Annotated in this window: 10 protein-coding genes; 5 read left to right on the forward strand and 5 right to left on the reverse strand. The window is 68.4% G+C overall.

What is annotated here, in order from left to right:
* Positions 1 to 68: 68 nt before the first annotated feature.
* The 4 genes from BLP38_RS13090 to BLP38_RS13105 all read right to left on the reverse strand — a co-directional run bounded on the left by BLP38_RS13090 (position 69) and on the right by BLP38_RS13105 (position 2,987).
* Positions 69 to 479, reverse strand: coding sequence for a hypothetical protein (locus BLP38_RS13090; RefSeq protein ID WP_091358609.1), 411 nt, complete (start codon positions 477 to 479; stop codon positions 69 to 71).
* Positions 476 to 937: an adenylyltransferase/cytidyltransferase family protein gene (locus tag BLP38_RS13095; RefSeq protein ID WP_091358611.1), complete on the reverse strand. Its 462-nt coding sequence runs from the start codon at positions 935 to 937 to the stop codon at positions 476 to 478. Before BLP38_RS13095 ends, BLP38_RS13090 begins: the two co-directional genes overlap by 4 nt.
* Positions 938 to 1,029: 92 nt before the next feature.
* On the reverse strand, positions 1,030 to 1,965 hold the full coding sequence (locus BLP38_RS13100; RefSeq protein ID WP_157681109.1) for a glycosyltransferase family 2 protein: 936 nt from the start codon (positions 1,963 to 1,965) through the stop codon (positions 1,030 to 1,032).
* Positions 1,962 to 2,987 carry a glycosyltransferase gene (locus tag BLP38_RS13105; protein WP_091358617.1) on the reverse strand — a complete coding sequence of 342 codons (1,026 nt, stop codon included), beginning with the start codon at positions 2,985 to 2,987 and terminating at the stop codon, positions 1,962 to 1,964. Before BLP38_RS13105 ends, BLP38_RS13100 begins: the two co-directional genes overlap by 4 nt.
* A 364-nt stretch (positions 2,988 to 3,351) precedes the next feature.
* On the opposite strand from BLP38_RS13105, the gene BLP38_RS13110 reads away from it, so the two are divergent.
* From BLP38_RS13110 to BLP38_RS13130, 5 genes are all read left to right on the forward strand, one after another.
* On the forward strand, positions 3,352 to 4,089 hold the full coding sequence (locus BLP38_RS13110; protein WP_091358621.1) for a CDP-alcohol phosphatidyltransferase family protein: 738 nt from the start codon (positions 3,352 to 3,354) through the stop codon (positions 4,087 to 4,089).
* Positions 4,079 to 5,032: a glycosyltransferase family 2 protein gene (locus BLP38_RS13115; protein WP_091358624.1), complete on the forward strand. Its 954-nt coding sequence runs from the start codon at positions 4,079 to 4,081 to the stop codon at positions 5,030 to 5,032. Before BLP38_RS13110 ends, BLP38_RS13115 begins: the two co-directional genes overlap by 11 nt.
* A gap of 69 nt (positions 5,033 to 5,101) precedes the next feature.
* On the forward strand, positions 5,102 to 5,842 hold the full coding sequence (locus tag BLP38_RS13120) for a DUF4352 domain-containing protein (protein ID WP_157681110.1): 741 nt from the start codon (positions 5,102 to 5,104) through the stop codon (positions 5,840 to 5,842).
* 186 nt (positions 5,843 to 6,028) lie between these two features.
* Positions 6,029 to 11,596 carry a PKD domain-containing protein gene (locus BLP38_RS13125; protein WP_231916512.1) on the forward strand — a complete coding sequence of 1,856 codons (5,568 nt, stop codon included), beginning with the start codon at positions 6,029 to 6,031 and terminating at the stop codon, positions 11,594 to 11,596.
* Between the two features lie 22 nt (positions 11,597 to 11,618).
* Entirely contained in the window at positions 11,619 to 12,731 is a 1,113-nt protein-coding gene (locus BLP38_RS13130) for a glycosyltransferase family 4 protein (RefSeq protein ID WP_157681111.1), read from the forward strand.
* Here BLP38_RS13130 and BLP38_RS14415 read toward each other — a convergent pair.
* Positions 12,715 to 13,359: a glycosyltransferase family 4 protein gene (locus BLP38_RS14415; RefSeq protein ID WP_231916513.1), complete on the reverse strand. Its 645-nt coding sequence runs from the start codon at positions 13,357 to 13,359 to the stop codon at positions 12,715 to 12,717. The two genes, BLP38_RS13130 and BLP38_RS14415, sit on opposite strands and share 17 nt — an antisense overlap.
* Positions 13,360 to 13,474 lie beyond the last annotated feature (115 nt).

Here is a 13,474-nt window from a genome sequence, read left to right on the forward strand (position 1 = left end):
ACAGGGGTGCGGCTCTCGCCGTCTGTCCCGCACGACGGTGGGCGGGACAGGTCTCGAAAAGTCAGGGCTCAGTCGGCGGCATCCATCAGCGGGTCGATGACGGACCCGGTGACGGTGACCATCCGCCCGGTGATCGAGGCGATGCGGAAGACGGTTGCCTGCGGCGGGGTCGAGGCATCGAGGGGGAGGATGACGACCTCCACCCGGTAGTCGCCGATGGAGAGGATGCCGTGGCCCGGCGCATCGGCGAGGACGACATAGGTCCGCGCCCGGGCGCGCGCCCCGTCCTGCTCGGTCGCGACGGACGCTCTCGGATCGCGGGAGCGGGGGAAGATGCTCCGCAGCGGGGGAGGATCGAGTCCGTTGGTCGGTCCGCCCATGACCCGCAGGGGATAGAGGGCGAGGACCTGGCCGACGAAGAGCTCGATGACGTCGTCGGCACCCTCGGATCGCGCGCCGTCGTCGCGCGCCGCGGTCACGCCGACTCGGAACGCAGCTCGCGGTCGAACAGCGTCTCGGCCGAGGCGACCTCGAGCGCACGACGCAACTGGGTGCTGGAGGTGTGCGCTGTGTATGGGAAGTACACGACCTCGACCCCGACCTCGGCGAACTCGCGTTCGAGGCGGTTGCCCTTCTCGGTGCCGCGCCAGTCGTCGCCCTTGAAGAAGTGCGTGAAACCGACCTCGCGCCACACTGCCAGCTTGTCGGGCACGCGTTCGATGTGGACGTGATCCACGAAGCGGATGCCGCGCACGATGTCGGCTCGCTCCGCCGTCGGGATGAACGGGTCGACGCCCTTCACCTCGTGCAGCATCTCGTCGCTGACCACACCGGCGACGAGCATGTCGCAGTGCTCCCTCGCGTGGCGAAGGATGTTCAGATGTCCCACGTGGAACAGGTCGAACGCCCCCGCGGCGTAACCGATACGCACAGTCATAGCAAGCTCCCCAGCCAGCTAGATCGAGCCCCAACTCGAATCGGGCCCCCAAAGCCCGATTCCTGGACACTACACCACGACGCGCCCGGGCGTCACGATCCGGTGCGGGGTCGGTACTCGAGGTAGCGGAACCCGGCGCCGCCGGCAGCCATACCGATCCCACGGGCCGCGAGTCGCGCGCCGCGGGCCCGGTGCACCGTCGAACGCGTCGCGACGCCCAGGAACCACCGGCCGGTACCGGCCAGCGCGCGCGCCAGCCCGACGGCCAGCCAGCGGGCGCGGCGTCGGAGAGTGCGTACGGCGCCGTAGGTGAGCCCGATGTCGCTGCGGGCGGTCGTCGTGCCGACGCGGAACGCGCGCCGGAGGACCCAGGACGGGGTCGCCCGGTCCGCCGGTACGTGATCGGTCACCACGGCACGCGGCGCGGCCGCGATCCGCACACCGGCTCGGGTGAGGGCGGACGTGAAGTGGATGTCCTCGCCACCGGAGCGTCCGAAGTCCTCGTCGAAGCGGATGCCCGTGGTGCGGAGCGTGGACACGTCGATCAGGAGATTGTTGGTCGGGGCCGCCGGCATCCGCTCTCCGTCCGCGAATCGGACACGACGGAAGAACCCGCCCGCCACGATCCACTCGTCGGGCGGGACGTCGAACTCCGACTCGACGCGGCCCGAGACCAGATCCGCCGTCCCCGCAGCCCAGGGCGATATCAGGGCCTGCAGCCATCCGGGGGCGGGGACCTCGTCGTCGTCGATGAAGACGAGGGCGTCGACGCCTCTGGAGATGGCTTCGTCGAGCGCGGTGTTCCGCACCGCGGCGAGACCGGGACGCGGCTCGAGCCGGTAGTGCACCGATGCTGCCTGAGCCGGTCCTGCGGCGCTTCCTCCCGGATCGTTGTCGATCACGATGACGTCCGCGCTCAGGGGCGCGACGTCCTCGCGCTGGTCGGCGAGGGTGATCAGCAGCCGGGCGAGGCGGTCGGGCCGGCGGTACGACGGCACCGCGATCAGGATCCGCTTCGACGCACTCACGCTTCGCCCCGCCGCGACCGGATCGCCCCGACGTACGCCTCGCGGTGGCGGGCGCCGACGAGCGACCATCCGCGGTCGTCCAGATCCGGGACCGTCGCAGGAATGGCGTTCGTCGCTTCGGCGAACGCCGACAGGGCGTCGGCCGTGAGGTCGCCGTCGAACATCGTCACCCACCCGTCGCCGACCTCGAGGGCCAGCGCCTCGTTCACCTCGTTGCGGGGCACGAGGACGGGGCGATCGAGCGAGAGCGCCGCGAGCGCCGTGCCGGAGTTGTGCATGAACCGATACGGCAGCACGATCCCCGATGCGGACATGACGGCGCGGGCGAAGTCCTCCTCCGACAGGTATCGGAGATCGACGGAAATGCGGTCGTCAGGTGAGGCGAGCTCCCGGAGCTCCGCGGCGAGCTGCGGCGTCGAGGGATTTCCCGAGACCCGGAGCGTCCAGTCCCCGAGACGGGAGGCGGTCTCCCGGAAACGCTCGATGAGCGCTTCGACGCCCTTGTAGCGGCGCACGAGACCGACGAAGCCGAGAGAGCGCGGTGCCGCCGGAACGGTCTCGACGCGGGCGAACCAGTCGCGGTAGTGGCCGTGCGGGATGACGGCCGACGGGATGCCGGGGCGCACCGGCGTGGAATCGTTCAGGCGGATGTGAAAGTCGGCGTGGCGGTCGATCCACCGCAACAGGAACCGTTCCCACCGCGAGTCCACGTCGGGGAGCTCGACGTTGTGGAGCGTCCGGACGATCGCGACGCGGGTGAGTCGCAGTCGCGCGACGAGCACGGTGGCGAACAGCCGACGGGCGACGCGCTTGGCCGGGGTCGCTCCACCGAAAAGCGTCTCCGGCCAGTGGAAATGCAGGACGTCGTACCGGCCGAGCAACGCGCTCCGGCGGTCGAAGCGCAGGTGCTCGTGTCCGGGTTCGGAGTTCAGCGCGGCATCCAGCATGTGGACGTAAGGATTGGACGTGGGTCGCGGCGCCCCGAAGGATTGCATCACGCGCAGGCGGTCACCGGTCGGCATAGCGGACAGTCTGGCAGGTCGGCGGACGCCTTCCGCTCCGCATGCTCACCCCTTCAGCCACGGGGTCCGGGCGGGGCGGAGTCGGCCGGCGCGCGAGACAACATCGGGTTTGCGCGGCATACTGGCCGTGGGGATGGGCGCTTCCGGCGCCCGCGAATGTCGAGCTACTGGGGGTGGCGCGAATGACTTCGCTCATAGGGGACGTGAGCACGACGGCCGCGTGGTTGCGCGTCACCGCTGGGATCGCGACGGTGCCCGGTAGGGTGTCCCGCACCGTCCGTCCGCCCTCGGGGATCGCCGATCCGGACCGTGTCGCGGTGCCCGTCCGTAGCCCACGCGCACGACGCTTGCGAGGAGCAACCCGATGACGACCACAGATCCCATCTCACCGAATCTCGCCGAGACGATGGCGAGACTGCGCGGAGCTCAAAAGGGCCACGCCCGTGGTGCGCCCGCGTACTCGGTGTACGTCAACCGTCGTATCGGACGGTTGTTCGCCGCCGTCGCGTACCGACTCGGTCTCACGCCCAACCGGGTCACCCTCGTGAGCGCCGCCCACACCTTCGTCGGCGTCGCCCTCATCGCGACGGTGCCGCCGTCCTGGTGGTCCGGCATTCTCACCGCGGTGCTGCTCGTAGCGGGCTACGCGTGGGATTCCGCCGACGGCCAGGTCGCCCGGCTCCGCGGCGGCGGCTCGGTCGCGGGTGAATGGCTGGACCACTTCGTGGATGCCCTGAAGATCGCGAGTCTGCACCTTGCCGTCCTGGTCGGGCTCTACCGGTTCGGGGACCTCGGCGAGTTCGCCCTTCTCATCCCGATCGGCTACTCCGTCGTCGCGACCGTGACGTTCTTCGGGATGATCCTGAACGACCTCCTGAAAGGCGCACGCGGTGTGGCATCGACCCACGCGCGTGCCGGCGGTACGTTCGGGCGGTCGATGATCCTTCTGCCGACCGACTTCGGCGTGCTCTGCCTCGCCTTCCTCCTGTGGGGGGTGTCGCCGCTGTTCCTGGCGGTCTACGGCGCACTGTTCGCCGTCAACGCGCTCTTCCTGGGCGCAGCGACCGTGAAGTGGTTCCGCGAGATGCGCCGTGTCGGCTGACGACGCGAGGTGGGCCGTCGTCGTCGTGAACTACGGCTCGAGCGCGCTCCTCGAGGCCAATCTCGCTGCCACGGTCGCGGAGGCGGAGCCCGACATCGTCGTCGTTGTAGACAATCCGACGACCGGCGGCGAGCGGAAGCGCATGCGCGACCTCGCCAGACGGGAACGCTGGACCCTCATCGAGCCCGACGTCAACACCGGTTTCGGCGGCGGCGTCAACCTCGGCGTGGCCGCAGCCCTCGAAGCGGGAGCGACCGGGCTGCTGTTGCTCAACCCGGACGCCCGGATGGGCGGGGACGCCGTCCGCACGCTCCGGAGCGCGACCGCGGGCTCTCCGCTCGCCCTGTGCGCGCCGCGAATCATGACGCCCGGAGGCTCGGTCTGGTTCGCGGGTTCGGACGTCTCCCTCGTCGACGGTCGCACCCGCAGTCATGCCAAGCGCGCCCAGTACCCCGGCGAGGAGACCTGGGAGTGGCTGACCGGCGCGTGCCTGTGGTTCACGGCGGCGCTCTGGCATGCCACAGGTGGCTTCGACGAGGAGTACTTCCTGTACTGGGAGGACGTGGACTTCTCCCGCAGGGCCGTGGCCGCGGGCGGGACCCTGCGCGTGGTGACCGACTCCGTCGCCGTCCATGACGAGGGGGCGACGCACCGATCGCATCGACAGACGAGCCGCAGCAAGTCCGAGACGTACTACTACTTCAACATCCGGAATCGCATGCTCTTCGCCATTCGCTTCCTCGACGAAGAAGGGATCCGTCGCTGGCGCGCCGGCGTCACCGCATCCGCTCGTGAAGTGATCCTCCGGGGCGGGCGCGCACAGCTGCTCCGGTCGTCAGCGCCATGGCGGGCCTACCTGCGCGGGGTTCGCGACGCCCGCCGGATCGCGGATGAAGGCTTGAGACTCGGCGGCAGCGGTGTCGGGGCCGCCGTCAGGGGCTAGGATCTGTGCGAATCGTGCGGCGCGTCCATTGGGGAGGACGGCACGGTCATGGGGGAGGACGACATCAGGATGAAGGACGACGAAGCGTTCGCGCGTGATCGCGATGAATTCGAGCGGCTGCTCGGTGACGAGCCGCGCCGCCCGTCACGCAAGGCGATGATCGCGGTGGCGGTCGCCGCAGCGGTGGTGATCGGGGGCGGCATCGCGCTCGCGGTCGGTCTGAGCGGCGGTGGGGTGTCCGCGGCGCCGGGCGGTGTCGGTTCGAGCGCCTCGCCCGTGACCGGCCAGCCCTCCTCGAGTCCCGCGCCGAGCGGGACGGCGACGGGGGAGGCACCCGACGGGTCGACGGCGACGCCCGGAACCGGCTCGGACCAGTCGGATGATCCTTCCGCGCCGGGGACCGATGCCCGTGAGACGCTTCCGCCGGTCGATCTCGCGGCCCCCGTCGCCGTGGAGGGAGGTCCGACGGTGGCGGTGCGTCGCATCGAGAGCGTGACGGGAGAAGCCGTCCTGCCCGGTGAGGTGAGCGGCCCGGCCGTCCGCGTCACCGTCGAGGTGAAGAACGGCTCCACGAAGGCCATCGATCTGACCACCGCAGCTGTCACCTTGTTCGCCGGTTCCTCGGATCTGCAAGCCAGTCCGGTCACGAAGCCGGCCGGCAAGGCCTTCCCGTCCGAGGTCGCGCCGGGGAAGACGGCCGAAGGCGCCTTCGTCTTCGAACTGCCCGAGGGGCAGCGCGCGGACGTTCGCATCGAGGTCGATCTGTCTGTTTCGGACCCGCTGATCGCCTTCGAGGGCGACATCGACTGACCGGCTGAGGGCCGATTCTGAAAACAGTTCGCGCTCAGCGCACGTTATGGCGTATGTTGTGCGAGAAATCCTTTGGGGGGATTTCTGGGGACCCGTCAGCATCACGCGCTCTGCGTGTGCATGCTGACGCGTATATAGGGGATGTAAATCGTGGGGACGATTTCTGCAGGCCGTGCGGCCTTTTCGATGATGATCGCGACTGTCGTCGCGGCCGGACTGACTTTCGGAGTGATGCCGCAAGCGGCGATCGCGGCGGATCCACCACCGGCCGCCGCGCCGTCGCCGCTCCCTGAGACGGTGACGGCCGACGCGCTTCCCACCGTGCAGATCGACGGCGGCGTGGTGTGGTCCCAGGTCATCGTGGGCAACACGGTTTACGCCGCCGGGCAGTTCTCGAACGCGCGGCCGGCGGGCGCGGCACCGGGAACCAATCTGTCGGCGCGCGGCAACATCCTCGCCTACAACCTGACCACGGGCGCGCTGATCACCTCGTTCGCTCCGACCTTCAACAACCGGATCAACGAGCTCGCTGCGTCTCCGGACGGCACGAAGCTCTACGTCACGGGCTCCTTCAGCCAGGTCAATGGTCAGAACCGGCAGCGCTTCGCCGTCCTCGACATCCCCAGCGGCAACCTCGTTTCGGGAACCGTCAGTCTGAATAACATCGGCAAGGCGATCTCCGCGACCGCCGATGGCGTCTTCGTCGGCGGATACTTCACCTCCGTCGCAGGCCAGCCTCGCCAGCGCATCGTGAAGCTGAATTCCGCCGGCACTGCTGTGCAGCCCTTCGCCGTACCGGTCGACAACGGTCAGGTGCAGAGCATCGCCGTGAACCCGGCCGGCGACCGGGTCGCGATCTCAGGCAACTTCACGTCCGTCGGCGGCGGCGACAAGCCCGGCTTCGGACTGTATCTGGCCGACGCGTCGAGCGGTACCGGTCTCCCACTCCCCGCAAACACCCAGGTACGCAACGCGGGAGAGACCGCGGGCTTCATGAGCCTCGCCACTGATGGCTCGAAGTTCTACGGAGCGGGTTGGCACTTCGGCGGCACCGGGAACGTGGAGGGCACCTTTGCCGTGAACTGGGCAGACGGCGCGATCGCCTGGATCGAGGACTGCCATGGTGACACATACGACATCGCGATCGTCAATGACATCGCCTACTCCGCAAGCCACAAGCACTACTGCGGTAACAGCGGCGGCTTCCCGCAGACCGACCCGTGGAGCTTCTACCACTCCACTGCATGGACCACCGATGCCCGCGGGACGAACACGGGTGACATCTACGGCTATCCAGACCACCCGGGAACACCGCGACCCGAGTTGTTGAATTGGTTCCCCCAGACCACGCCGGGCAACTTCACCGGCACGGGGCAGGCCGTCTGGACCGTCACAGGCAATTCGGACTACGTCATCTATGGTGGCGAGTTCCCGGTGGTGAACGGCACTCGACAGCAGGGTCTCGTTCGATACGGCACGCGTGCGCTCGCGCCGAACAAGCAAGGCCCTCGGTTCTCGGGCGATGCGTGGAGCTTCTCTGCGAAGTCCTTCTCCTCGGGCGAGGTTCGCGTGAGGTACCAGACCAATTGGGATCGTGACGACACGACCCTGACCTACCGCGTCTACCGCGACTCCGAGGCCTCCGCGCCCATCTCGGAGAAGACGATCTCGACGGTGTTCTGGAAGCCGCAGTCGCAGACCCTCACCGACGCCGACCAGCAGCCGGGCAGCTCGCACCGCTATCGCGTGGTCGCCACCGATCCGTACGGGAACGTCGCCAAGTCGAGCTGGATCACCGTGACGGTCTCGGACGCTGTCCTCGGTGACTATGCCAAGGACGTCTTCAAGGACGACGCCGAGCACTTCTGGCGTCTCTCCGACCCGGATTCCGCGAGCTCCAGCGACTGGGCGGGAACGTCCGACCTGACCATCACCGGCACGGTGGAGTCCGCGGCGGGTGCCATCGCATCCGATCCTGACACTGCCAAGAACTTCTCGAACGGGGCCTTCGGAGCCACGACGGACTCCATCGAGGGTCCCGGCACGTTCACGGTCGAGAGCTGGGTGAAGACCACCTCCACGGCCGGCGGCAAGATCATCGGTTTCGGCAACAGCTCGAGCGGGAACTCGAACAGCTACGACCGGCACGTGTACATGGACAACGACGGCCGTATCTGGTTCGGTGTCCATCCCGGCGGGGTGCGGACGGTCAACTCCGGTGCCGGTTACAACGACGGCCAGTGGCACCACATCGTGGCGAGCTTGAGTGCCGACGGAATGAAGCTCTACCTCGACGGCAGGCGGGTCGCACAGCGCGCGGACACGACGTCGGGACAGTCCTACAACGGGTACTGGCGCGTGGGAGGCGACAACATCGGCGGATGGCCCAACCAGCCCTCCTCCTCGCACCTCACCGGCACCATCGACGATGTCGCCGTGTATCGTCAGGCGCTCACACTGGCCGAGGTGCAATCGCACTACCGCAAGTCGGGTCGGACGCTGGATGTGCCCGAGGCCCCGGCGGACGCGTACGGCGCCGTCGTGTACAACTCCGAACCGGATCTCTACTGGCGTTACAGCGAGAAGTCGGGAACGAGTGTCGCGGACAGCAGCATTTCGGGGTACGCCGGCGCCATCGCCGGTACCGTGACGCGCGACGTACCCGGGGCCATTTCGGGGACATCGGACCCGGGCATTTCGCTCTCGGGTTGGTCCAACGTGCACTCGGTCGCGCAGTTCGGGTCGCCGGGCGCGTTCACGGCCGAGACGTGGTTCCAGACGACCTCCACGCAGGGCGGCAAGATCATCGGCTTCGGTGACGCACAGGCGGGCACGTCGTCCAATTACGACCGACACGTCTACATGCAGGACAACGGACAGCTCGTGTTCGGGACCTGGACCGGGCAGGCGAACACGATCACGTCGCCGAGCGCCTACAACAACGGTCAGTGGCATCACATGGTGGCCACGCAGGGACCCGCCGGTATGGCGATGTACGTCGACGGTGTCCAGGTCGGGACGAACCCGCAGACGCAGGCGCAGGGGTACAACGGCTACTGGCGCGTCGGTGGTGACACGACATGGGGTTCGTCGTCGCCGTTCCTCACGGGCAGCTACGACGAGACCGCGATCTACGGCCGCGCACTCACGGCAGCCGAGGTGTCGCAGCACTACGCCGTCGGCTCCACGGGTCAGACGCCGAACCTGCCTCCGACGGCCCAGTTCACCTACTCGCTCGAGCATCTCGCCGCGTCCTTCCAGGGATCGGGGTCATCGGATCCCGACGGGACGATCGCGTCGTACGCGTGGGACTTCGGCGATGGCGACACGTCGACGGACGTCAACCCCTCGCACCGCTACCGTGCGGGTGGGGACTACACGGTCACGCTAAAGGTGACCGACGACGACGGCGCCACGAACTCCGTGCAGGTGCCCATCACGGTCATCGCCAACGAGCCTCCGACCGCACGGGCTGCATGGAGCGCCGTCGGTCTCGATGCGACGTTCTCCTCCTCCGGGTCGACGGACAGCGACGGATCGATCGCCGCATTCGCGTGGGACTTCGGGGACGGACGCACCGACACGGCACCGTCACCGAGCCACACGTACGCCGAGGCCGGCTCGTACACCGTCACGCTGACGGTCACGGACGACGACGGCGCGATCGCGAAGACCACGCTCGATGTGGTCGTCGCGGCACCGGTCAACGCGGCGCCGACGGCTGACTTCACCCCGACGGTGTCCGATCTCTCGGTCTCCGTCACCGGTGCGGCCTCAACGGACGCCGACGGCACGATCGCCTCGTACTCCTGGGCATTCGGCGACGGCGAAACCGCCACCGGCGTGACGGCGTCGCACGAGTACAAGAACGCCGGCGAGTACACGATCACCCTCACGGTGATCGATGACGACGGGGCGACCGGCTCGAAGACCGCAACGGTGACGGTGAAAGCCCCGTCCGCGGCCAAGCCCTTGTTCCTCGACGAGTTCTCGCGAACAGCGGGGTCGGGCTGGGGCACTGCCGATGTCGGGGGTGCCTGGTCGCTGCGCTCGGTCGCGAGCCGGTACTCGGTGGCGAACGGAAGCGGGAACCTGATCCTGCCGAAGGCGACCACCGTGTACGCCGACGCGACGTCGGTGAACACCGACCGAGTCCGCGTCGACGCCACGTTCTCGGTCGACAAGCTCGCCGAGGGCACGTACGTCGCCGTCACCGGACGTCAGGTCGGCGCGGACAGCTATGTGCTCCGGGTGAGGATCAGCGCGGACGGGACCGGTCGCCTGTATGTGCTGCGCAACGGTTCGACGGCGATCGGTTCATCGTTCCTGCTGCCCTTCACGATCCAGGCCGGACAGAAGTACCACGCCATGTTCGACGTCACCGGAACGTCGCCGACGTCACTCAAGGCAAAGGTGTGGCCCGCCACGGGGGCTGAGCCGACCTGGCAGCGTGAAGTCACCGACGCGACGGCTGCGTTGCAGGCGCCCGGGCGGACCGGGGTCTTCGGATTCCTTCCCGCTGCGGTGACGAACGACCCTGTGACAGTCTCCTTCGATCGCATCGTCGCCACCGACCCGGATGCCGGAGTGCCCCCGACGGTCAACTCCGCACCGACGGCGGCGTTCACGCACACGAAGGACGGCCTCAAGGTCGACGTCGACGGTGCGGGATCATCGGACTCCGACGGTTCCATCGCGTCGTATGCGTGGCAGTTCGGGGACCCGGCCGGAAGCGTCGGCACCGGAGCCAAGGCGTCGCACACGTACGCGGCGGCGGGAACCTACACCGTTCGGCTGACCGTCACCGACGACGACGGCGCGACGGCCACCGTCACCCATGAGGTGACGGTCGCCGCACCGGCCGCCAACGTGGCGCCGACAGCGGCGTTCACGCGGACACCGGCAGGGCTGACGGTCGCAGTCGACGGCAAGACGTCGAACGACCCCGACGGCACGATCGCGTCGCACGCCTGGCAGTTCGGGGATGCCGACGCGGGCACAGCGACAGGCGCCACGGCCTCGTACACCTATCGTGTGGCCGGGACCTACACGATCAGCCTCACCGTGACCGACGACGACGGTGCGACGGATACGAAGACGCAGCAGGTGACGGTCACGGCGCCCGCGCCGGGTGTCCTCTTCGCTGACGCCTTCGGTCGCTCGACGACCGCTGGCTGGGGGATGTCGGACAGCGGGGCGGCATGGACGACCCGCGGTGCTGCGACCCGCTTCTCGGTCGCCGACGGAGTGGGCAAGTTCTCCGTCGGGGCCGGCACGTCGCTCTTCGCCGATACACCTGTCATCGACAGCACGTCCACGACGATGAGCGGTTCTTTCACTGTCGACAAGGTAAACGAAGGCATGTACGTCGGTGTCATCGCTCGTCGAGTGGGGACCACCCAGTGGCTCGTTCGGGCTCGGATCGCGGCGGACGGCACCGTCAAGCTCAACGTCCTTCGCGGTGACAGCACGTCGGTCGGTGCGGCGGTGTCTCCGGCGGGACTCACGGTCACTGCAGGACAGACCTACCGATTCGAGATCGACACCAAGACGACGACGACGACCGCGATCGCTGCGAAGTTCTGGAAGGCCGGGGACGCCGAGCCGACAGCGTGGCAGATCGAGCGCTCCGACGCGACCGCCGCACTGCAGGGGGCGGGATCGGCGGGACTGTACGGCTACCTGCCGAGTGCGACGGTGAACGCGCCGGTTGCGCTGACGTTCGATGACCTCGAGATCGTGGCGGCGCCGTGACCGTAGGAGGCGTGCGGAGCGAGTGAACTCGATCGCTCGAGACCTGCGCGTCGTCCAGCTCTACGAGGTGGTGAGGAGCGCGCACCTGGAGCGGGCCGCGGCCGTCGAGCCGCGGCCCGTCATCTTGTACCGCCGCAACAGGTACGATTTCGACCCATCACTCGTCGAGGCGTCCAACGCGCAGCGTCGGGGGCTGTGGCGGTCGATCGTCTATGCACTGTCCACGGACGTCGACATCGTCGAAGTGAACGAGCCGCTCTCAGGCGATTCGTCGTTGCCGAGTGTGTTGTTCATCGCCGCGGCACGGTTCCGAGCCGCACTCCGACGCCGCCCGCGCCCCCTGGCCGTCTCCTACGCCATCGAGAACTTCGATCAGGACGTGCTGGTACGGAATCTTCCGCCGAAGGCGAGGATCCGCCACCGACTGCGTCACCTCGCCACACCCATCTTGTGGCGATCGCTGGACCGGATCGTGTACGGCACCGCGGGAGCGCGAGCCCTGTACGGCAAGGTGTTCGGTGAGACAGTCCGCCGACCCGTCGGCACGCTGATCGAGGCTTTGCCTGCGCCGGCAGGGGGAACGGATGCCGCACGTGATCCGATCATCCTGTTCCTCGGCGACTTGTCGGAGCGGAAAGGGTTCCTCGACGTCGTCGCTGCGTGGCCCCGGGTGAGGTCGGCGGTACCGCAAGCCCGTCTGCTGATCGTCGGGCGCGGCGCGGGCTCCGAGGAGGCAGCGGCTCTCGCGTCAGCCGATGAGATGGTCACGACCGTCATCGACCCCCCTCGCGCTCACATCGCACAGTTGCTCGGCGAGGCGAAGGTCCTGGTCCTCCCGTCGCGTCGTCGACCGCTGTGGCGGGAGCAGGTGGGGTTGCCGATCATTGAGGGACTGGCGGCCGGGTGCCTCGTCGTGACGACCACGGAGACCGGTATCGCGGAGTGGCTCTCGGGCCATGGTCACTGGGTGATCCCTGAACCGGAGGCTCCGGCCGCCCTCGGGGCGGCGCTCATCGAGGCGGTCGGCAGTTCTCGCGACCCGGCCGACGTGCGTTCGGATCTGCCCCGCGTCGATGGGCGGCAGGCGGCGCACGAATGGATGCACCGGGTCGACGACTCTACCGGGATCGGATGACGTCGGCTATCCGCCCGGCGAGATGCGCGGTGGTGAATCCCGCTTCGACGTGGGCGCGTGCAGCGTCCCCCGCGGCGGACGCCGACGCCGGGTCGTCGAGCAGAGCCAGGGTTTCGCGAGCGAGCCCGCCGGCGTCGCCGACATCGACCATGCGCACGGCCGAGGTCCCTCCGAAATAGTCGTCCATCCCGGGCGTGCGCGTGATCACCAGCGGGCGCCCTGTGGCGAGGGCCTCCAGGCCGACCGTCATGCCCGACACGTGAAGGTTCGGACGGGTCGCGATGGTGACCACAGATGCACGCGCGTAGAGATCGCGCAGCTCGGCGTGCGTGAGATACGGGATGACCGTCACGCCGTCAGGTGGGTCGATGCTGGTCTTGCTCTGCACCACGATCTCAACGTCGGGACGGGCGCGTCGCAGCACCGTCATCGCGTGGAGCAAGGTCTCCGGATCTCGATCGCGGTCACCGCCGACGCTCACGATGAGCGGGCGCGTGGGATATGCCACGTGCCGGAAGAAGTCATGGTCCACCCCGAAGCGGACGTAGTGGACCGGAGGTGCCCCTGAGCCGAGGAAGTCGGTGAGGGGAGCGGTCTGAGCATCCGAGAGGACCCACAGTCCATCCATTCGCCTCATCGAGCGTCGCATTCCTCGGAACGGTGATTCCCCCCGTCGTGCGACACTGTCGGTGAGCCAGACGACGCCTGAATAGCGCGCGCTCAGCGAGCCGGTGGTCGACAGG

It is taken from the genome of Microbacterium sp. LKL04 (assembly GCF_900102005.1).
Taxonomy (GTDB): domain Bacteria; phylum Actinomycetota; class Actinomycetes; order Actinomycetales; family Microbacteriaceae; genus Microbacterium.

What these genes read in the sequence shown, in the direction of transcription:
- BLP38_RS13125 (WP_231916512.1), top strand. Translation starts at nt 6,029, where the DNA reads ATGATGATCGCGACTGTCGTCGCGGCCGGACTGACTTTCGGAGTGATG.
- BLP38_RS13105 (WP_091358617.1), bottom strand. Translation starts at nt 2,987, where the DNA reads ATGCCGACCGGTGACCGCCTGCGCGTGATGCAATCCTTCGGGGCGCCG.
- BLP38_RS13095 (WP_091358611.1), bottom strand. Translation starts at nt 937, where the DNA reads ATGACTGTGCGTATCGGTTACGCCGCGGGGGCGTTCGACCTGTTCCAC.
- BLP38_RS13120 (WP_157681110.1), top strand. Translation starts at nt 5,102, where the DNA reads ATGAAGGACGACGAAGCGTTCGCGCGTGATCGCGATGAATTCGAGCGG.
- BLP38_RS13110 (WP_091358621.1), top strand. Translation starts at nt 3,352, where the DNA reads ATGACGACCACAGATCCCATCTCACCGAATCTCGCCGAGACGATGGCG.
- BLP38_RS14415 (WP_231916513.1), bottom strand. Translation starts at nt 13,359, where the DNA reads ATGGATGGACTGTGGGTCCTCTCGGATGCTCAGACCGCTCCCCTCACC.